This is a genomic window from Streptomyces olivochromogenes, from assembly GCF_021538895.1.
Taxonomy (GTDB): Bacteria; Actinomycetota; Actinomycetes; order Streptomycetales; family Streptomycetaceae; genus Streptomyces; species Streptomyces olivochromogenes_A.
This window is the reverse complement of the sequence record NZ_JADDRL010000054.1, coordinates 1-21,449: the sequence shown is the minus strand read 5'-3', so window position 1 is coordinate 21,449 and position 21,449 is coordinate 1. Positions and strand designations below refer to the sequence as shown.

Below are 21,449 nucleotides of genomic sequence, written 5' to 3'. Positions count from 1 at the left end.
TCCACCGAGCGGGTTCCTTCCGGCGCGGCGGACGGTGTCTGCGTACCGCGGCCCGGAAGACACTCCTAGCCTCGACGGCATGCTCGGGCTTCCTGATCACGTACGTGCCTGCCTGTTCGACCTCGACGGGGTACTCACCCAGACCGCCAAGGTGCACGCGGCGGCCTGGAAGGAGATGTTCGACGGCTATCTCCGCGAGCGCGCGGCACGCGAGGGAACTCCGTTCGTTCCCTTCGACGCTGTCGTCGACTACGACGAATACGTGGACGGGCGGCCCCGCGAGGACGGGGTCCGCACCTTTCTCGCCGCACGCGGGGTGCGTCTGCCCGAGGGATCGCCGGACGACCCGCCGCAGGCGGAGACCGTGAACGGGCTGGGCACACGCAAGAACGACCTGGTGCTGCGCCGGATCCGTGAGGAGGGGGTGGAGCCGTACGAGGGCTCGGTCAGGTTCGTCACCGCGGCGCGGGAAGCCGGTCTGCGGCGCGCGGTGGTGTCGTCCAGCGCGAACTGCCGGGACGTACTCGTGGCAGCCGGCATCGAGGACATGTTCGAGGAACGGATCGACGGAGTGGTCGCGCACGAACGCGACCTGCGCGGGAAACCCGCCCCGGACACCTACCTGGAAGCGGCCCGGGTCCTGGGCGTGGAGCCGGGCGCGGCCGCCGTGTTCGAGGACGCCCTGGCCGGTGTGGAGGCGGGGCGGGCCGGAGCCTTCGGTGTGGTGGTGGGGGTGGACCGGGTGGGCCAGGCGGAGCAGCTGAGGGCGCACGGGGCGGACGTGGTCGTGCGGGACCTGGCCGAACTTCTGGAGTCGTCGTGATCACCCATCCCAGTTTCACGGTCGAGCCGTGGTGCCTGCGAGAGACCGAGCTGAACCTGGAGGTGCTCGCGCAGAGCGAGTCGGTGTTCGCCCTGTCCAACGGGCACATCGGGTGGCGCGGGAACCTCGACGAGGGCGAGCCCCACGGACTGCCCGGCGCCTACCTCAACGGCGTCTACGAGCGGAACCCACTGCCGTACGCGGAAGCGGGCTACGGCTATCCCGAGACCGGCGAGACGATGATCAACGTCACCGACGGCAAGATCATCCGGCTGCAGGTGGACGATCACCCGTGCGATCTGCGCTACGGCCGACTGCTGGAGCACGGGCGGGTCCTGGACTTCCGCTCCGGTGTGCTCAGCCGAACCGCGCGGTGGACCACGCCCGGTGGCCGCACGGTCCGCATCACCTCGCAGCGTCTGGTGTCCTTCACCCAACGGGCGGTGGCCGCGGTCATGTACGAGGTCGAGCCGACCGACGGCCCGGTGACCGTGGCCGTGCAGTCCGAACTCGTCGCCAACGAACAACTGCCGCACACCGAGGGAGACCCGCGGGTCGCCGCGGTGACCCGGTCACCGCTGACGGCTGAGGAACACTTCGCCCAGGACACCCGGCTGCGGCTCGTGCATTGCACCGAGCGCAGCGTACTGCGGGTGGGAGCGGCGGCCGACCATCTCATCGAAGGGCCCAAGGGCACACGGTGGACGGCGCAGAGCGAGCCGGACGTCAGCCGCCTGACGGTGACCGCGGATCTGGCCCCCGGACAGCGGCTGCGGCTGGTCAAGTTCGTCGCTTACGGGTGGTCCGGGCAGCGCTCGCTGCCTGCGGTGCACGACCAGGTCGACGGGGCGGTGGCGGCCGCCGTCAGCGCCGGCTGGGACGGACTGGTCGCCCAACAGCGGTCCTACCTGGACGAGTTCTGGGCCGGCGCGGACGTCGAGGTGGAGGGGGACGCGCAGATCCAGCAGGCGGTGCGGTTCGCCCTGTTCCACGTGCTCCAGGCGGCCGCCCGCGGGGAGGAGCGGGCGATCCCGGCGAAGGGACTGACCGGAACCGGGTACGACGGGCATTCCTTCTGGGACACCGAGTCCTACGTGCTGCCGGTGCTCACGTACACCGCCCCTCAGACCGTCGCCCCGGCACTGAGGTGGCGGCACCGGACTTTGCCGGCGGCTCGGGACCGGGCGCGTCAGCTGGGGCTTGCGGGCGCGACCTTTCCTTGGCGGACCATCAACGGAGCCGAATGTTCGGCCTACTGGCCGGCCGGAACGGCGGCCTTCCACGTGAACGCCGACATCGCCATCGCCGCGGACCGGTACGTCACGGCGACCGGCGACGAGGAATTCGAGCGCGCCGAGGGGCTGGAGCTCCTGGTGGAGACCGCCCGCCTGTGGCGCTCCCTCGGTCACCACGACGCGGAAGGCGTCTTCCACATCGATGGGGTCACCGGACCGGACGAGTACAGCGCCATCGCCCGGGACAACCTCTACACCAACCTGATGGCCCGGCAGAACCTGCTGGCCGCGGCGGACGCGGCCACGCGCCACCCCGACCGGGCCGAGGAACTCGGCGTCGACGACGAGGAGACGGCTGCCTGGCGGGACGCCGCGAGCCGTATGGCGATGCCGTACGACGAAGCCCTGGGCGTCCACGAACAGTCGGCCGGATTCACCCGCTTCCAGCACTGGGACTTCGACGCGACCCCGCCCGAGAACTACCCGCTGCTCCTGCACTATCCCTACTTCGACCTGTACCGCAAACAGGTGGTGAAGCAGGCCGACGTGGTGCTCGCGATGATGGTGTGCCCGAACGAGTTCACCGACCAGCAGAAGGCACGCAACTTCGCCTACTACGAGGCGTTCACCGTCCGCGACTCCTCCCTGTCGGCGTGCTGCCAGGCGGCCCTGGCCGCCGAGACCGGGCATCTGCGGCTGGCCTACGCGTACCTCGGCGAGGCTGCGCTGATGGACCTGGAGGACCTGGAGCACAACACCCGCGACGGACTGCACATCGCTTCGCTCGCCGGCACTTGGATCGCGCTGGTCGGCGGCTTCGGCGGCATGCGCCGGCACGTCGGGGAGAACGGGGAACTGGACCGCTTGGGCTTCGCGCCACGCCTGCCCGAAGCGCTGTCCCGGGTGGCGTTCACGGTGACGGTGCGCGGACGCCGCCTGAGAGTGGACATCGGCCCGTCCCACGCGCGCTATGTCCTGGTGGAAGGCGAGCCGTTGGAACTGGTGCACCACGGTGAGCCCCTGACTGTATCCACCGACGCCCCGGTGGACCGCCCGGTCCCACCCGTACCCGCCCGTCCCGAGCCGCAACAGCCCCGGGGGCGGCGTCCGGTGGGGCTGCCCGGCGGGGAGGAATCTGGGGGAGAGGCGCAGGGGTGACTTTGGAGCGTGCCCATCTGGCGCCACAGAGCGGCCTGCGCCCCGGATCCTGTCCCGCCTTTCCTCGGACATGACTCCCGGTCTCTGACTGGCGTCCACCTCGGCGTTGTCGCTCAGGCAGCGGGCCGTCGTGATGACGGGTGAATTGGTCGGTGGGGTCGCGGAGGAGCATGCGTGAAACGGGCGGTCGGAGCCGTCCGTGGCAGTGCGGTGGCCATCCCGCGTCCGCTGACGGCCAGTCAAAATCGGTCGTGCACGCGACGCAAACACAAGATCAAGTAGAGGTCCAGGGCGTTGCAGGCTATGTCCTTGCGGGAGTCGCAGTTCAGGTCGAGGTGAACATCCGACCGGACGCAGCGGCTCATGGGAGGTCACCGTCGATGACAGCGTCGAGGAGGCCTCCGGTCTCGCGGTAGCGCTCCGGGCGCGCTACGCGGCTGGATCGAGTGGGGTCGCGTAGTCGCTGCGACAAATGTGGAGTCCCGCCAGGTGCGCCCTGGCGGGCTTCGGCGTGGTGTGACGCCAGTAGCCGACAGTCGGTGGCGGGCCCCGTGTGGGTTCGTCGCCGCTGCCGTCTGCGGGGCAAGGGCGGCGCTGAGGAGCAGTTCGGCAACCTGGTGAGGTTGGTGCGCGAGTCGGCCCCGTACTCGGCTCAGTGTGCGAGAAGTGCCGACAGCTGCGGTGAGTACGCGGCGTGCAGGACGAGTGCGGCGCTGCCGACGACGGCGCCGTCGGTTCCGAGTGGGGACGCCTCGACCTGGACGACCCGGATGCTCCGGGCCAGCGGTCGGGTGGCCAGTGCGGCGGCGACGATGTCGACGTACCGGGATTCCACGTGCTGTATGCCGTGGCCGCCGAGCACGATCAGGTCGACGTCGATGAAGTTGGCGATGCTGACCGCGACCGAGGCGACGTGTTCCGCGGCTTCGTCGATGACCGCGGTTGCCACGGGATCTCCGGCCGCCGCGGCCAGCCGGATCGCGGCGTGGTCGACCGAGGCGGGATCCTTGGCGAAGGATTGCGACAGCACACTGCTGTCGCCCGAGTCGGCGGCGAGCCGACGGTGTACTTCGGCGACGATCGCCGAGGGGTTGACGAGCCGTTCCAAGCAGCCCCTGTTGCCGCAGTAGCACTCCGGTCCGTCGGGCAGCACGCTGGAGTGGCCGAACTCTCCGGCATTGAGCGAACCTCCCCTGTAGACCTGGTGGTTGAGGATGAGGCCGCCGCCGATGCCGGTACCGAAGAAGAAGTAGGCGAAGTTCGCCACGCCTTTGCCCGCACCGGACCAGCGCTCGCCGATCGCGGCCGCGGTGGCGTCGTTGTCGAGTGTGACCGGCAGACCGGTGGCTTCACTGAGCATGCTTTGCAGAGGCACACGAGTCCAGTGTGCGAGCTGGGGCGGAGTGACGATCATGCCCAGCTCCTGGTCGATCGGCCCTGGGGCGGCCAGTCCCAGTCCGAGGATCCTGCTGTGCGGCACATCCGCTTCGGCCAGCACGTCGGCGACGAGCTCGGCCATGGCCGTCACGACGTGGGAGGGGTCGGTGGCGGCAGGTGTGGGGCGCTTCTTGACGACCAGGGGCCGTCCCGTGAGGTCGACGACGGCGCAGGTGAGTTCGACAGGGTCGAAGTGGAGTCCGACGGCGCTGCCCGCGTCGGCGTTGAGCCGCAGTGTGGTGCGGGGCTTCCCGCCACTGGCGACCCGGCTGGCGCCGTCCTCCCGCACGATGCCCTCGTCGAGCAGGCGCCGCACGATGCCCGAAACCGTCTGCGGGGTGAGGCCGGTCAGCTGGGCGATCTCGATCCTGCTGATGCCGTCGGCGAGCTGGATCTGGTCCAGGACGACCGCCCGGTTGTAGCGCCCGACCTTGGGGAGGTTGGTTCCTGCCTGCCGCACCTGCGGTCCTCTCTGTCGCTACGGATAACCATATCGTCACGAGCCATTGACCTAGTAAAACAAATGGATTTAATGTCCGGGCACGCAGACGTAACAGGACGGACATGGAGGCACTGCGCTGCGTGCAGTGCCATCGGAGGCAGGCTGATGTCCACGAAATGCCACATCCCCGAGGCCTCGGGGCCCGGCCGTCGCGACGGTCTCAGCAGTACGGAGACCCGCTCATGACGCAGGCCCCGACCCTGCTGGAGATGCGGTCGATCACGAAGACCTTTCCCGGGGTCAAGGCGCTCGCCGACGTCAACCTGGTCGTGCGGGAGGGCGAGATCCACGCGATCTGCGGGGAGAACGGCGCCGGCAAGTCCACCTTGATGAAGGTGCTCAGCGGTGTGCACCCGCACGGGAGTTACGCGGGTGACATCCTCTACCGGGGCGACGAGGTCCGGTTCCAGGACATCCGGGCCAGTGAGCAGGCCGGGATCGTCATCATCCATCAGGAACTGGCCCTGGTGCCGGGCATGTCGATCACCGAGAACATCTTCCTCGGGAACGAGCCGCGCAGGCGGGGCGCGATCGACTGGAAGGCCGCCCAGCTGCGGGCACTGGAACTGCTGGAGCAGGTCGGGCTCCGGGAGGACCCCGACACCCTGATCAAGGACATCGGCGTCGGCAAGCAGCAGCTCGTGGAGATCGCCAAGGCGTTCTCCAAGGACGTGAAGCTGCTCATCCTCGACGAGCCGACCGCGGCTCTGAACGAGGACGACTCCCGCCACCTGCTCGATCTGTTGCGCGGCTTCCGGGAGCGCGGCATCACCTCGATCATCATCTCGCACAAGCTGAACGAGATCGAAGCGGTCGCCGACACCATCACGATCCTGCGCGACGGACGCACCATCGAGAGCCTCGACGTCAAGGCCGACGGCGTCAACGAGGACCGAATCGTGCGCGGCATGGTCGGCCGTGAGCTCAGCAGCCGGTTCCCCGACCACACGCCCGACATCGGCGAGGTCTTCTTCGAGGTCCACGACTGGACGGTGCGCCACCCGAACTCCGACGAGCGGCTGGTGTGCAAAGGCTCGTCCTTCAACGTGCGGCGCGGCGAGATCGTCGGGTTCGCCGGACTCATGGGCGCGGGTCGCACGGAACTGGCGATGAGCCTGTTCGGGCGCTCCTACGGCACCTACCTCTCCGGACGGGTCTACAAGGACGGCGAGGAGATCCAGCTGAAGTCGGTGTCGGCCGCCATCCGGCACGGCCTCGCCTACGTCAGTGAGGACCGCAAGTCGATCGGGCTGAACCTGCTGGACGACATCAAGACCTCGATGGTCGCCGCGAAACTGCCGAAGATCGCCAAGCGCGGGGTCATCGATCCGGTGAGCGAGCACCGCATCGCCGAGGAGTACCGCGACAGCCTCAGGATCAAGACCCCCAGCGTCGACGAGGGCGTCGTGAAGCTCTCCGGCGGCAACCAGCAGAAGGTCGTTCTGGCGAAGTGGATGTTCACCGACCCGGACCTGCTGATCCTGGACGAGCCGACCCGCGGCATCGACGTGGGCGCCAAGTACGAGATCTACGGGATCATCCAGCGGCTCGTCGGCCAGGGGAAGGGCGTCATCGTCATCTCCTCGGAGCTGCCGGAGCTCATCGGCCTGTGCGACCGCATCTACACGGTGTTCGAGGGCACCATCACCGGCGAGGTCGCCCGGCGCGACGCCGACCCGGAACTCCTCATGAAGCAGATGACCGCTACGAAGAAGAGCCCGACCTCATGAGCCGAATAAAAGACCTGCAGAAGAACCTCTTCGGGGGCACGACCTCCAACGCCCGCCAGTTCGGCATGATCTTCACCCTGGTGGCGATCGTCCTGCTGTTCCAGATCTGGACCGGAGGCCTGACGCTGACCTCCGGCAACCTCATCGCGGTCGTCAGTCAGTACTCCTACATCCTGATCCTGGCCGTCGGCATGCTGATGGTGATCGTCGCCGGACACATCGACCTCTCGGTCGGCTCCGTCGCGGCGTTCACCGGCATCGTGGTGGCCAAGGCGATGCAGGAACACTCACTCCCATGGCCGGTGGGCATCCTGCTGGGCCTGGTCGTCGGCGCGGCGATCGGCGCCTGGCAGGGATTCTGGGTCGCCTACGTGGGGGTCCCGGCGTTCATCGTGACCCTGGCCGGCATGATGCTGTTCCGCGGCGGCAACCAGTACATCGGCAACGCCGACACCGTGCCGGTCCCCGCGGGCTTCCGCAAGATCGGTGCCGGCTTCCTGCCCGAGGTGGGACCCGACACCGGATACAACAACCTGACCCTGCTGCTCGGCCTGGCGGCCTGCGCCGGCATGGTGTGGCGCGAGTGGAAGGCGCGGCAGACCCGGCGCGAGATGAACGCCGACGTCGCCCCCGTGTGGATCACTGTGCTCCGACTGGCCGTGATGCTGGGCGTCATCGTCTTCGCGACGCTGCGCTTCGCCGGCGGCCGCATCGGCACCAGCCTGCCGATCTCGGGCATCATCCTGATCGTCCTGGTGCTCGCGTACTCGTACTACACCCGCAACACCATCGGCGGCCGGCACATCTACGCCGTCGGCGGCAACGCCCGCGCGGCCGAGCTGTCGGGCGTGAAGCTGAAGCGGGTCAACTTCATGGTCATGATGAACATGTCGGTCCTGGCCGCACTGGCCGGCATGATCTTCGTCGCGCGCTCCGCGGCTTCCGGACCGCAGGACGGTCTGAGCTGGGAACTCGACGCCATCGCAGCTGTCTTCATCGGCGGCGCGGCGGTCTCCGGCGGCCTCGGCACCATCAGCGGCTCGATCGTCGGCGGCCTCGTCATGGCCCTGCTCAACAACGGTCTGCAGCTCGAAGGCGTCGGCTCCGACATGGTTCAGATCATCAAGGGCCTGGTCCTCCTCCTCGCCGTCGCGTTCGACGTCTACAGCAAGCGGCAGGGTCGCTTCTCGATCATCGGAACGCTGATGCGTCCCTTCCGGCAGGAACAGTCGGCCAACGCGGCCGACCAACCGGCTCCCGCCTCCGACCCCGACAAGGCCCCGGTCGCCGGCTGACCGAAAACTCCCCTCGCGGGACGGCCGTCAACTCATCACCCACAGCACCGCACTCCACGGCGCTCGACACTCCAGCACCACGGCAAGAAAGGCCCATCTCACCATGCGCAGAATCATCACCAGAGGCATCGCCGCAGTCGGCGCCGTCGCACTGCTCGCCCTGGGCACCGCATGCTCCAACGACCGCGAGGGGTCGACCAGCAGCGGCGGCGACGCCAAGGGCTTCGACAAGGACGCCCTCATCGGTGTCGCGCTGCCGGCGAAGACCTCGGAGAACTGGGTGCTCGCCGGAGACCTGTTCACCAACGGCCTCAAGCAGGCGGGCTTCAAGGCCGACGTTCAGTACGCGGGCGCCTCGACCGCCGTCGCCGACCAGCAGGCCCAGATCTCCTCCATGGTCACCAAGGGCGCGAAGGTCATCGTCATCGGCGCGACCGACGCCTCGCAGCTCTCCACCCAGGTGGCCCAGGCCAGGCAGGCCGGCGCGACCGTCATCGCGTACGACCGGCTCATCACCAACACGCCCGACGTCGACTACTACGTCGCGTTCGACAACTTCAAGGTCGGCCAGTTGCAGGGACAGGCCCTCCTGGACGGCATGAAGGCGAAGAAGCCGAAGGGTCCTTGGACGGTCGAGCTGTTCTCCGGCTCGCCGGACGACAACAACTCCAAGGTCTTCTTCGACGGCGCGATGAGCGTGCTCAAGCCCTTGATCGACAAGGGTGACATCGTTGTCGGATCGGGCCAGAAGGACATCAAGCAGACCGCGATCCAGGGCTGGAAGGCCGAGAACGCGCAGCAGCGCATGGACTCGCTGCTGACCTCGACCTACCACGGCGCCAAGAAGCTCGACGGCGTCCTGTCGCCGAACGACACCCTCGCCCGCGCGATCATCACGTCGGTGAAGGGTGCCGGCAAGCCCGTCCCGGTCGTCACCGGCCAGGACTCCGAGGTCGAGTCGGTCAAGTCGATCATGGCCGGTGAGCAGTACTCGACCATCAACAAGGACACCCGCAAGCTCGTCGCCGAGACCGTGAACATGGTCAAGTCTCTGCAGAAGGGCGCCAAGCCGCAGATCAACGACACCAAGTCGTACAACAACGGCACCAAGGTCGTCCCCGCCTACCTCCTCCCGCCGGTCATCGTGACCAAGCAGAACGCGGCGGAGGCCTACGCGAGCGACCCCAAGCTGTCCGCCCTCACCAAGTAACACCGGCTGCCTCTGCGCGCCCCTATCGGTTGCGTGGATGCCGTGTGTCCGCTTCTGGCGCACCCGCTTCACGTCGTAACAGCAGGTGTGCCAGGAGCCGTGAGCCGACAGGTGGCCCTCCGTCGGCCCGGACCGCGCCCCGGAACCTGACGCCGGGGAGCGCCCGGGCCGGATGGCCGCTCCATGCCTGAGGGACCGGCCTACGGCCGCCTGTCCTCCCCGAGAAGCCATGGCGCTTCTCGGGGAGTCCCCTTTTGGGCCGCGGGGAACGAGCCCACAGCCGACCGGCAAGCGGCACGGGCGGCGGGGCGGCCTCGCGGCCGTCGCTCGTGCCGACGATCGGTCTGGGTGAGTCGGAGTCCCGGCTGCACCCATCTTCTTTGCGGCACAGCCTGACGGAAGCACGGTCACTCGCGAGCTTGCCCCAACAAGCAGACCGGCCTTGCCAGTTCTGGCGGAGTAGCTCACCCGCATGAAGAATTTCGCTGCGCCGACCCCTTCACCAAACGTTCACGCGCACGGAATAATGACGCCCGTTCCAGGGAGTGACAACGTTGTCAGGGCTTGTCGCACTCCACCCCCTTCTTCTCCCTACGCGGAGGCATGATGCGTACCCGAGTTGGCCTCGCCTCGTCGAGACGAGCAGCCCCTGCCTGGCATGAAACGCGGCCCTGGCGGGCGCCGTTGTGGTGGGCAGCCCTGATTCTCCTCGTGCTGCTCGCATCGTTCATTCCCCCAATCGGTGGGCCGGGCCCGGCGGTTGCGGAGCCTCAGAGCGTCTCGACGAGTGCGTCCAACGTGGACAAGGTCGACCCGTTCATCGGGACGACGGGCGACAGTGACACCGAGTACGGGGGCATGATTCCCAGCACGGCGCCCCCTTTCGCGATGACGCGATGGTCGCCCATGACCCGCGAGAACTACGTCAGCGGATTGCCCTATCGCCTCAACGACCCGAAGATCACCGGCTTCATCGGTACGCACCAGCCCGCGATCTGGATGGGGGACTCCGGGTACACGGTCGGCATGCCGGGCGTCGGTGCCGTCAAGACGGCTGCGGCCGACCGCGGCCTGCCCTACAGCCACAGCGATGAGACGGCCTCGCCCGAGAAGTACACCGTGAACATGCACCCGGCGCCCGGCCAGACGTTGCGCGCCGAGCTCACCGCGACCTCCCGGGTCGGCTTCCTGCGGCTGACCTACCCCCGTGGTGCGGCGACCAACTTCGTGATGCAGGCGATCCGTTCCGGAACCACTGGAAAGGTGCATGTGAACCCCGCCAGGCGGGAGATCACCGGCTACAACCCGGACCGTCAGGACAACAAGCTCGGCCCGTTCAAGGCGCCAGGTTTCAAGGGTTACTTCGTGGCGCGCTTCGACACCGCCTTCGCCGACTACGGCACGGCGACCGGCGCGACGCAGTACGAAGGCGACGCCGACCGCACTGACCAGAACGTCTCGGGGTATGTACGGTTCCCCGCCGGCACCGTGACCGTCCACGTGCGGATCGCCACCTCGTTCATCTCGGTCGAGCAGGCGCGGGCCAACCTCGACCAGGAGATCCCCAACCGCCAGAGCTTCGGAGCGACGGTCGCCAAGACCAGGGCGGCGTGGGCCGAGAAGCTCGACCGGGTAGGCATCAACGGCGGCACGCACGACCAGCTCGCGACGTTCTACACCGGCATGTACCACGCACTGCAGTACCCGTCGGAGATGTCCGAGCACGGTCGCTACTACAGCGCCTACGACGACAAGGTCCACAAGGGAGTGAGCTACACCGGGTATTCGCTGTGGGACACGTTCCGGGCGCAGAACGCGTTCCTCACCATGTTCGCGCCCGAGCGCGTCAACGACCTGGTCACCTCGATGCTGCAGGACTACAAACAGGGCGGCTGGCTCCCGCTGTGGAAGAACATCACCGAGACCAACATCATGGAGGGCACGAGCGCCGACTCGGTGATCGCGGAGGACATCGTCAAGGGATTCCACGGCTTCGACCGCGACCTCGCCTACCAGGCGGTCCGCAAGGACGCGATGACGCCGCCGGACGACGACACCACACTCTGGTACGGAGACCGTCAGGAGGGCACTCCCGTCGAGGCCAGGGCCGGCCTGACCTGGTACAAGAAGAACGGCTGGGTCGCGGCCGACCGCACGGCGGAAGCGGGCACCCGGACCCTGGACTTCGCCTACGAGGACTACGCCGTCGCGCAGGTCGCCAAGGCGGTGGGCAAGACCGCCGACGCCGAGTACTTCCTGAAGCGCAGCAAGAACTACAAGAATCTGTACAACACCGCGACCGGCCTCATGCAGGCGCGCAAGCTCGACGGGTCCTGGGCCGACGGTGCCTGGACCGAGGGCGATGAGTGGGTGTACACCAACGACGTCCTCCATGATGTGCCCGGCCTGATGGCACTCAAGGGAGGCAAGGCCGAGTTCGCCTCCTGGCTCGACCGCTACTTCGCCGGCGGCCACAACAACCACACCAACGAGCCCAGCCACCACATCCCGTACCTGTACGACTACGCGGGCCGGCCCTGGCGTACCCAGGAGCTGGTGCGGCAGATCGCCAACTCGAACTACCGGAACGCGCCTGACGGTCTGTCCGGCAACGAGGACTGCGGCCAGATGTCGGCCTGGTACCTGTTCTCCGCGATGGGCTTCTACCCGGTCAACCCGGCCTCCGGCCAGTACGCGGTGGGCAGCCCCTTCTTCGACAAGGTCACGCTGAATCTCCCCGGCGCACACCGCCCGCTGGTCATCACGTCTCCCCACGCGGCATCCCGCCCCTACGTGCAGGCGCTGAAGCTGAACGGCAAGAGCATCGCCAAGCCGTTCCTGAGCCACAAGGCCCTGATGGGCGGCGGACGGCTCGACTTCACCATGAACGAGGCGCCGCAGGCCTGGGGGGCTTCGACGCCGCCGCCGGCCCCGGACCTCGCCCACTTCAAGCCGGTCAAGATGATCAACGGAACGCCCGCACGTGAGTGGGGCAAGCCCTCGGAGAACGCCGTCGACGGCAGCCTCTCGTCGATGGCGCAGTCGACCACCGGCGCGCCGTGGAGCCTCCAGGTCGACCTGGGCCGCGTCACCACTGTCGGACGGACGACCGTCACCCCGGACTGGGAGAACTACCCGGTCAGCTACGACATCAAGACCTCGAAGGACGGCACCAACTGGACCACCGTCGCCCGTGAATCGGACTCCGGCGGCACGACCGGCTGCGCCGATCACGGCGTGACGCGCTGCGGGCAGCCGCATACCTACACGGTCGAACCCACACAAGCCCGTTACGTGCAACTCGCCGTCAGCAAATGGGTGTCCGCCAAGACGGGCCGGCCGGCGCCCGATTACGGCTGGGCTCTCGGCGAGTTCGAGGTCTACGCCAAGTGACAACCGACGCACACAGGCCCATTCCGTGGCGCGAGGAGCAGGTCCTGTTCTGACCGCGGACGGCCCGGACGACGACCTCACGTCGAGCGAGCGTCGCGTCCGGGCCGCGCGGGCCGGTGCCCGGCAGCCATGAAGGTGGCGGGCACGGTGGCCGGGCGGGGCCGTCGACTGAGCCCCGCCCGGTTGATCATCCCTTCGTTGATGTCACCGCAGTCCGAAGGCCCGGGTGATCGTCTGGGAGACGGTGTTCCCGGCGTCGTCCCGGGCGGTGGCCCGGAGGGTGGCGAAGTCCGCCGATTCCGGTGCGTTCAGGGCGGTCCGCCATCCGTCACCGGTGCGGGTCAGGTCGCTCGTGTGCCAGGTGTTGCCGTCGTCGTAGGAGACCTCCAGGGACGGTGTCCCGATGGCGGCGGTCGTGCCGGGCAGGTGCGAGGCCGTCACCGTCAGCTCGGCACGCCGATCGGCTCGGCCAGCCGTGTCGGTGTCCACACCGTAGTCGAGCTGGATCAGGGGAAGGGACTCGACCGACTCGGTCCCGGTGGCCGCCGAGGTGAAGTTCCACTCGGTCAGGGTGTGCGTCGAGTAGGGGTTGGCCCAGGTTCCCCGGTCGTTGTCGACCGTCAGCCGGTAGGGCAGCCGTCCCGGGGCGAGTGCGGGGACCTGCAGCCACTCGGCGTTGCCCCAGTCGAGCTGCTGGTCGCCCTGGTAGAGCGCCATCCAGTCCTTGACGTCGAAGTTGGCGTTGGCTTCGCCCACGTGTCCTGCCCCGGAGTCGCCCCAGCCGGGGGCTGTGATGTACATGGTGTCGAGGTAGCGCACCGGCTGGTAGCCCATGGGGCCCATCCGGGGTCGTTGGATCGGTCCGAACCAGCTGGCCTTGCCGGTCTTGCGCGCCGGGTAGTGGAGGGCGTCGATGGAGTGCTGTCCGGTCTCGCCCTGGATGAAGGCGTCGTCCAGCCAGGCGGCGCCGGAGGTGACCCAGTCGGTCCGCTCGCCCTGGGCGGGAGCGGTGACCTGGTTGCCGACGGCCCAGCCCCGCCAGACGTCGGCGCGGAACTCCAACGCCTTGCCCGGTCGGTAGTTGCGGAACGAGACGTCCACCTTGCCGAGTTCCTTGTGCTCCTCCCGCCAGGTCGGGTCCGCCGGGACCGCGCCGGACCAGTGGTGCACCACGTCGTAGAGGTAGTCGGTGGTGGGGTGCGAGGTGACGTTCAGCCTGACGGATCCGTGCCGGAGCGCGCCGATGAGGTCGGCGCCCTGGTCGGCATTGAGGGTCGCCACGGTCAGCGGGGCCGGGCTCTGGGGACTCCAGGGAGTCTCGTCCCAGGGCTGCAGCCGGCCGGTGCCGGTGTTGACGACCAGGAGCAGCCGGGCGCCCGAGGCCGCGGCGGCCTCCGCCTGTGCCTTGATACCGGCCGTCCTGCTGCCCTCGACGACCACGGCCTTGCCGCGCACGTCCTGGCCGGCGAGCTCCTGTGCGGTGCCGTCGCCGGCGTAGACCGCGGTGAGCGTCCGGGTGCCGGCCGGCAGCGGCTTGGCCGCGCGCTTGACCAGCGGGTCGGCGTAACTCTTCGACGCCGTGTCCACGGTCAGCGCCGGCTGTTCGAGGCGGAGGCGGGCACCGAACTCGAACTCGCCGGCGGTGACCTTCTCGCCGGTCGGCAGCGCCCAGATGCTGTCGTAGGAATCGTTGGGCAGCATGGAGGTCTCGACCAGGCTGTCGGTGAACGACCGGTGCACGTCCAGGCGCGGTGCGACCGCGGTGGTCTGCTTCGGTACGTGTGCCAGGATCTGCCGGGTCTTGCGGCCGTCCAGGGTGACGGTGCGGTCCTGGTCCAACTGCACGTCGTTGAAGGCGAGCAGGGCCATGCCGCGTGAGTGCGGCCCGTTGGCCCCCTCCACGTCGGAGATGAGCCATCCGCTGTAGTCGCCTACCGGCAGCCGCGTCGTGCCGGTGCCGGACTCGTCGAGGTCCATGACCGTGAAGAGGTGCTCGGCGGTGAGGACGACCCTGCCGGACAGCGGCCGGCCGGACCGGTTCTTCGCGACGACGGTCAGGTTCTGCCGCTGCCCCTCCCTCGCGCCGCCGATCAGGGTCCGGGCTCGCACCTTTCCGTCGCTGTCCGTGCCGGTGACCATGGCGCTGACCGGCTGATCGGCCGGCAGAAGGTCCAGGTGCGCGGTCAGGTCGAGCGAGGTGGTGCCGCGCGCGGGAACGGTGATCCGGTCGTCGGAGAGGGTGAACAGCCCCGCCGGTACGGTGCCGTCGACCGCCAGGCGGAGGCTGACCGGGTCGTCACCGACGTTGGTGTACGTCACCTTCTGGACGTCGGTCTCTCCCGCCTTCGGGGGCCAGGTGTGGAAGCCGGAGTAGGCGCTCGCGGTGGCGAAGACCGTGGCGTGCACCGCCGCTGACGCGTCCAGCCGGCCGGCGCCCGCCTGGTACGGCGTGTACGACGGGGTCGCCTTGACGCTGCTGACCAGTGCTTCCTTCAGCTGCGAGCCGGTCCAGTCGGGGTGCTCGCAGGCCAGCAGCGCGGCGGCGCCCGCGACGTGCGGCGTGGCCATCGATGTGCCGCTCATCGTCGTGTAGTAGCCGGCACCCCGTCTGTAGTGCGAGCGTGCCGCGACGATGTCGACGCCGGGTGCGGTGAGTTCGGGCTTCAGCCCGGAGTCGCCGTCACGCGGGCCCTGGCTGGAGAAGTCGGCCAGCTGGTCCTGGCCGTCGACGGCCCCGACGGTCAGCGCGGCGTCCGCGGCGCCCGGGCTGCTGATGGCGTGCCGGCCGCCGTTGCCCGCCGCGACGACGAACAGCGCACCGGTGTCGTGGCTGAGGCGGTCGACGGTCTGGCTCATGGGGTCGGTGGCGTCGCCGCCACCACCCAGGCTCATGCTGATGATCTTGGCGTGCTGGTCCCGGGCCGCCCACTCCATGCCCGCGATGATCCAGGACTCCTGGCCCCTGCCTTCGGAGTCCAGCACCTTGCCGACGGCCAGCTGGGCACCGGAGGCGACGCCTCGCTCCTTGCCGTCGGAGGCGCTGCCGGTCCCCGCGATGGTCGAGGCCACGTGGGTGCCGTGACCGTTGTAGTCGGCGACGTCCTCCTCGTAGGGGACGAAGCTGCTGCTGGTGTCGATCTGCCCGGCCAGGTCCGGGTGTTCGGCGTCCACGCCGGTGTCGAGTACCGCGACCTTGACGCCCTTGCCGGTGTTCCCCTCCGCCCAGACCTGCGGCGCGCCGATCTGGGCGGTCGAGTCGGCCAGATCGGCCTTCACCTTGGCATCGAGCCAGACCTTGGCGATACCGCCCGCGAATGCCGGCGTCGCGGCCGAGCGGGCTGTCGCGCCGGGGCCGCGGGTCAGCGCGGACCAGAACGCCGGGGCCTGCTTGCGGCTCTGCGTGAGAGCGGCACCCTGGATGCTGTCCAGGCGGCGGACGACGCTCGAACCTGCCACCTTCGGGCGGGTCCGGAACTTGGCGGCGGCGTCGGTGTAGTTCACGATGAGCGGCAGCCGTGAGGCATGAGCGTCGTCGTAGCCCCCGGCGATCAGCCCGGTGACGTTGAACAGCTGTTTGTCCAGCTTTCCGGCGCTGACATAGGGCAGGACGGCGTCCGGATACACGTACGTCGCACCGTCGATGACGGCGCGGTGAAAGCCTGAAGTCGCGCCGTTCGCGGCTTCGAAGGACCGGACCACGGTGCCGTCGGCGGTGGTACCCATCGTCACTTTGTCGCCGGTGATCAGCGTGACGGTGTGGAGGCCGCCACCGGGTGACAGGTGTGCGGTTCCGGCGGCCACGGACGTGACGGGGTCTGCGGGCGCGGCGGCTGTGGCCGATACGGTCCCGAGGCACAGGGCGGCGACCACGGTGGCGGCCGACAACCCTCGTCTGTAGGCGGGCTTTTTGGGCAAGGAGAGCCCCCAAAAGGATGGAAGAACGGGAGGTGGTTTGGATCATGGAGGCACCCTCCCTCTCCAGCAATGGGCTGTGGATGGCGCACCTGCGCCATGGCGCACCTGTGCCAGGAAGACACCGCGCTGCCGCCGACCGGGGGGCGCGGCAGGAATCCGGGTCAGCGGTGTGCCCGGCCAACGGAGCACTCACTTCACATGGGTAGGCGGCGCTTACTTGAAGCCGGAGAGCCGCGCGGCCGGCAAGGCGTACAGCAACGGTCACGTTCGCGAGTACCTGCGACGGCGGGGCATCCGCCATTCGATCCCGGAGAAGACCATCGCCACTCGCTACGACAAGCGCGGCTACGCTTTCCTCGGCATCGCCACCGCGGCCTCTGTCGCGATCTGGCTCTGAACGTGAAGCCCTACGCGACCCAGCAGTAAACGCCCTGGCCCTGGCGTCGGGCGCTGCCGACGAGAGCGGCCAGATCACTCAGGATCGCTTCGGCGATCTCCGTGTCGATGACCTCGCCGTCCTCCGCGCGCTGCGCCGCCCACGAGACAGCCGCATCCTTCAATTCGGACCGCTCGGCGTCGGCGAGTGCGGCAGACAGCCGAGGCGAGATCGCGAAGACGACGCACCCATCATCGTCCTGGCCGGCAACAAAACGAGGCTCGTCGGCTTCGAAGAGTTCCTCGAAGCTGCCGCCGGCAAGAAGGCACTCCCACTCGACCACAGCGTCTTCGGCATCGAAGTTGCCGAAGGAGAGCGACTCGAATACGCGTCGCGGGCCGGTCTGAAGAGCCAATGCTGCTGACGCGTCATCAGGAGCCACGAAGAACTCGACGATGATGCTCACCCAGGCATCATGCCTCACCGCCCCGACCGTGATCGGCCGGACAGGTCTTGGGCGGCGGATCGGCTCAGAGCCATCCGCGGCGTGCGGCCTGCCAGGCGAGTTGCATGCGGGTCGCCGCGCCGGCGTGCTCCATCATGCCCTGGATGCGGCGCTGGACGGTTCGCCGGCTCAGCTGCATCTGTGAGGCGATCGCCTTGTCGGCGACTCCGGCCACCAGCAGGGACAGCAGCTTGCGGTCGGTGGGGGAGAGCGCATCGGACGGCCCCGCTCCGTCCGTCCCCGAGATGGTGCCGGCGCCGTCCACGTCCAGGGGGACGGCGTCCTCCCAGTAGCACTCGAACAGGGCGATCAGGGCCGCGAGCAGATTGCTGTCCCTGACGAGTGCGGTGGTCGGCTCCTCCGGGCTGCCGTGCGGCCCACCGGCCACGAGGGGGAAGACGGCCACGGAACGGTCGGCGATCGCGAGGCGCAGCGGCAGGTGTGGCACGGCCCGGGCGACTTCCCCGGCGTGCACGCCCGCCACCACGTTGTCCACGGCGCCTTCGTCGTCGAAGAACGCCTTCTCGTACAGCACCCGATAGCGAACGCCTCGGGCCAGCGCCTGGAACTCCTCGGCGTTGCTGCCCGACGGCATGGCCACGTACTGGGCCTTGCAGAACCAGAGCATCTCGTCCTGCGCGTCGGCCTGGATCTGCCTCAGGTGCTGACGCAGGGCCTCCGCCCCGGTGATGACCTCAAGCAATTGGCCGGCGTCGTGCCTGCGCATCGTGTCCCGGTAGGACTCGATCAGACGGCCGGCCTCGAACCGGGCCAGCTCCAGCGCGTCGGCGCTCCGCTTGAGCCGGGGCAGCAGTGTCACGTCCGGGGGAGCGGCCCGGAACACCCGGGGTGTGCCGTCGGTGTGGCTTGCCAGGCCCTTGGAGGTCAGTGCGTCGAGAATCCGCGCGGCGTCCGCGCGGGGCAGGTCGGCACGCTGGGCCAGGTCCTCCGCGGTGGCCTGGCCGGACGTGACGAGCAGCCGGTAGACGGTCTCCTCCTCGTGCGAGACCCCGGCGACCTCCAGCACCACGGACGCCCTCCCCGGATCCTCGGCTTCGACGGTTGAATACCGTACTACATTAGAGGGGAGGAGCAAGGGGTGCACACGGCAGGCCGCGCCGCCCCCAGGCGGTTGCGCCCATCGCCGCGGGGCGTAGGCGCGCCGCACCGTCTGCGTGCCGTGTTCCCGGCGGCGTCGCGAGCCGTGACGCGCAGGGTAGCCGAGGCGTCGGCGGCTGGCTGCGACGGCCCGGCCATCCTGGCCTGGAAGCCGTTGCGGCCGCGGTCGGCCACCTCGGCTGTGCGCCAGGCGCTCGTCGTCGCAGGAGGCCTCGACACGTCGACCGGCACCTGGTAGTCCAGCTGGAGCAGCGACAACGGCGTGGCCGGGTCCGTCCGGGCCGACGCGAAGGGCCAGGTGGTGGCGGTGGCGACTTCCGCCGCCGTCGCCCTGCACGGCCCGCGACCAGTGTCCGGACTGCGAGTCCGTGAACTCGGGAATCCGTAGCCGCAGCACGTCGCCCACGCGCACCGTCGGGGCGGTGGGGCGGAACGGGTCGAGGGTGAGGGTGCCGGTGACCGGGCCCAGAGCCGTGGCACGCACGTCGATCCGGCCGCCGCCCTGTTCCGTGACGTGCTGGCCGGACACGGTGCGGGCCGTACTGATCGGTGCATCCTTCAGCTGCGTGCCGGTCCAGTCCGGGTGGCGCCGGGCCAGCAGGGCGGCGGCCGCGCCGGGGGCCGACGGTGCTCGGCCCCTGTTCCCCGCGGCCACGGCGAACAGGGTGCCGGTGCTCCGGCTGAGCCGACGATGGAGGCGACATGGGTGCCGTGCCCGGAGGCGTCCCCGGTTCCGGCAGTGCCGGAGAAGTCCTTGGCCTTGGCGATCCGCCCGGCCAGGTCGGACCACGGTCGCCGCACCGCCGGCCATCGCGTGACCGGCGTGGCGTACGTGGCGTCCTCGGGCATGCGAGGAACTTGGTTCAGACCAAGCGTCATTGTCATGAACACCGTCTAGACTCATGAATGCGGCGCACGCAAAGGCACGTCCTCCCCACGGTCGCGCACGAGGAAGGCCCTCGCATGGTCAGTTCCCGTACGGAAGTTTCCCGGCTCCGTTCGCTGCTGAGACTGCTCGCACTGTTCGCCGTGGTGCTCGGCGTCCAGGCAGGACCCGTACAAAGCGCCCACGCTGCAACCCCCTTCAAGGTGCTCGCGTTCTACAACGGCAACTTCGACGCAGCGCACATCAGCTTCGACCATGAGGCCAACACGTGGTTCCCCCAGGCCGGCGCCCAGAACGGGTTCACCTACACCTCGACCACGGACTGGAACCAGCTCACCCCCGCAAACCTGGCCAACTACCAGGTCGTGATGTTCCTCGACGACTACCCGCACACCCGCGCGCAGCAGTCCGCCTTCCAGACGTACGTGACGAACGGCGGTGGCTTCATCGGCTTCCACGTCTCGGCGTACAACGACGACACGAGCGACTGGCCCTGGTACCACAACACTTTCCTGGGCACTGGAACGTTCCGCAGCAACTCCTGGGGACCGACCGCGGAAACGCTGAAAATAGAAGACCCCGCCCATGCGGCGACCGCGGGCCTGCCGGCCACCATCACCTCATCCGTCAGTGAGTGGTACAGCTGGCAGAACGACCTGCGGCAGAACCCTGACATCGACATCCTGGCGTCGATGGCTCCGTCCACGTTCCCGATCGGCACCGACCCCAACCAGACGTGGTACAGCGGCTATTACCCCATCGTGTGGACCAACCACAGCTACAGGATGGTCTACAACAACTTCGGCCACAACGCGATGGACTACTCGACCAACACGACACTGTCGTCGACGTTCGCAAGCGCCCAGCAGAACCAACTCCTGATGCAGGAGATCAAGTGGGCAGCCAATCAGTCCGGCCCGGTCACCCCGCCCGACACCCCCACCGGCCCGATCCACGGATATGGCGGCAAGTGCGTGGACGTCGCCGGCGCCAACGCGGCCAACGGAACGGCGGTCCAACTCTACGACTGCAACGGCACCAACGCGCAGAGCTGGACGGTCGGCACCAGTACGCTCACCGCCCTCGGCAAGTGCATGGACGTGACCGGCGGCGGCACCGCCAACGGCACCAAGGTGCAGCTGTACGACTGCAACGGGACTGGCTCGCAGGTCTGGCGGCCGGGGGCGAACGGATCCCTGCTCAACCCGCAGTCGGGCAAGTGTCTTGACGCCACCGGGCCCAGTTCGGCCAACGGCACCCGGCTGCAAATCTGGTCGTGCACCGGAGCGGCCAACCAGAACTGGACCCTGCCTTCCTGATCGCCGGTACCAGAGCGGAGGCCCGCGCCGGCCATGAACGCGACGACCGGCAGGCGCGGGTGACTCGCGCGCTGCATGACTCTCGGGGACTACTTCGTGCGCAGCATGAGGGCGTAGCGGGTGTTGTCCCCGTAGACGCCGGTCTCGTCCCCGCGTACGCCGTACTGTTCCTGGAACCGGGCCACGGCCTGTCGGACCTGTGTGTCGAAGTGTCCGCTGATGGCACCGCCGTCGTAGATGTGCGGGATCTGGAGCAGGCGTACCTGCAACTCGTACACCCCATGGCCGCTGTCGCCCTGGCGCAGCAGCCCGGTGCCCGGGATCTCGGGGAGAGGGGTGTCGCCGGGAGTCGGCTGGTCCGGTTGCCCCAAGGACGCGGGCGGCATCGTCGGTGTGGGGTGCCCATTGCTGAGCAGCGATGAGGCGAGGAACAATCCGCTCACCGCGCCCAGTCCGAAGACTCCGGCGGCACGGGTGTGGCGCCGGTGGGTGAAACGCCGATGTTGTCGGATCCCTGTCTGCGCGGGCGCGGGCGCGGGCGCGGGC

General features: G+C 68.8%; 13 protein-coding genes. 8 read left to right on the top strand and 5 right to left on the bottom strand.

The window, feature by feature from the left end; all coding sequences use genetic code 11:
- Positions 1-79: 79 nt before the first annotated feature.
- Together IPZ69_RS25735 and IPZ69_RS25730 are read left to right on the top strand one after the other, a co-directional pair.
- Entirely contained in the window at positions 80-823 is a 744-nt protein-coding gene (locus tag IPZ69_RS25735) for an HAD family hydrolase (protein ID WP_235456837.1), read from the top strand.
- Entirely contained in the window at positions 820-3,216 is a 2,397-nt protein-coding gene (locus IPZ69_RS25730; protein WP_235456836.1) for a glycoside hydrolase family 65 protein, read from the top strand. Before IPZ69_RS25735 ends, IPZ69_RS25730 begins: the two co-directional genes overlap by 4 nt.
- A 652-nt stretch (positions 3,217-3,868) precedes the next feature.
- Here the strand turns inward: IPZ69_RS25730 and IPZ69_RS25725 are convergent.
- Positions 3,869-5,113, bottom strand: coding sequence for an ROK family transcriptional regulator (locus tag IPZ69_RS25725; RefSeq protein ID WP_235456835.1), 1,245 nt, complete (start codon positions 5,111-5,113; stop codon positions 3,869-3,871).
- Between the two features lie 224 nt (positions 5,114-5,337).
- Between IPZ69_RS25725 and mmsA the strand changes: the two genes are divergently transcribed.
- The 4 genes from mmsA (at position 5,338) to IPZ69_RS25705 (ending at position 12,783) form a co-directional block, all read left to right on the top strand.
- Complete coding sequence (mmsA, locus tag IPZ69_RS25720) at positions 5,338-6,885, top strand: multiple monosaccharide ABC transporter ATP-binding protein (RefSeq protein ID WP_235456834.1); 1,548 nt, start codon at positions 5,338-5,340, stop codon at positions 6,883-6,885.
- Entirely contained in the window at positions 6,882-8,180 is a 1,299-nt protein-coding gene (gene mmsB / locus IPZ69_RS25715; protein ID WP_235456833.1) for a multiple monosaccharide ABC transporter permease, read from the top strand. Before mmsA ends, mmsB begins: the two co-directional genes overlap by 4 nt.
- 103 nt (positions 8,181-8,283) lie before the next feature.
- The gene (locus tag IPZ69_RS25710; RefSeq protein ID WP_235456832.1) at positions 8,284-9,390 is read left to right on the top strand and encodes a substrate-binding domain-containing protein; all 1,107 of its coding nucleotides are present in this window, start codon (positions 8,284-8,286) and stop codon (positions 9,388-9,390) included.
- A 603-nt stretch (positions 9,391-9,993) separates the two neighbouring features.
- Positions 9,994-12,783 carry a GH92 family glycosyl hydrolase gene (locus tag IPZ69_RS25705; protein ID WP_308407544.1) on the top strand — a complete coding sequence of 930 codons (2,790 nt, stop codon included), beginning with the start codon at positions 9,994-9,996 and terminating at the stop codon, positions 12,781-12,783.
- Between the two features lie 204 nt (positions 12,784-12,987).
- Here the strand turns inward: IPZ69_RS25705 and IPZ69_RS25700 are convergent, their stop codons facing one another.
- Positions 12,988-16,668, bottom strand: a complete 3,681-nt coding sequence (locus IPZ69_RS25700) for a S8 family serine peptidase (protein WP_235456830.1) — start codon at positions 16,666-16,668, stop codon at positions 12,988-12,990.
- 247 nt (positions 16,669-16,915) lie between these two features.
- Between IPZ69_RS25700 and IPZ69_RS25695 the strand changes: the two genes are divergently transcribed.
- Positions 16,916-17,095: a hypothetical protein gene (locus IPZ69_RS25695; RefSeq protein WP_235456886.1), complete on the top strand. Its 180-nt coding sequence runs from the start codon at positions 16,916-16,918 to the stop codon at positions 17,093-17,095.
- Between the two features lie 10 nt (positions 17,096-17,105).
- Here IPZ69_RS25695 and IPZ69_RS25690 read toward each other — a convergent pair whose 3' ends face one another.
- Positions 17,106-17,540 (bottom strand): hypothetical protein, encoded by a 435-nt coding sequence (locus tag IPZ69_RS25690; RefSeq protein WP_235456829.1) that lies wholly within the window; start codon positions 17,538-17,540, stop codon positions 17,106-17,108.
- A 64-nt stretch (positions 17,541-17,604) separates the two neighbouring features.
- Complete coding sequence (locus tag IPZ69_RS25685) at positions 17,605-18,609, bottom strand: helix-turn-helix domain-containing protein (RefSeq protein WP_235456882.1); 1,005 nt, start codon at positions 18,607-18,609, stop codon at positions 17,605-17,607.
- A 1,052-nt stretch (positions 18,610-19,661) separates the two neighbouring features.
- On the opposite strand from IPZ69_RS25685, the gene IPZ69_RS25675 reads away from it, so the two are divergent.
- Entirely contained in the window at positions 19,662-20,903 is a 1,242-nt protein-coding gene (locus IPZ69_RS25675) for a ThuA domain-containing protein (protein ID WP_235456828.1), read from the top strand.
- An 89-nt stretch (positions 20,904-20,992) separates the two neighbouring features.
- On the opposite strand, the gene IPZ69_RS25670 is transcribed toward IPZ69_RS25675, so the two are convergent.
- Positions 20,993-21,449, bottom strand: a 457-nt coding sequence (locus IPZ69_RS25670; RefSeq protein WP_235456827.1) for a peptidoglycan-binding domain-containing protein, incomplete at its 5' end; no start/stop codon positions are given.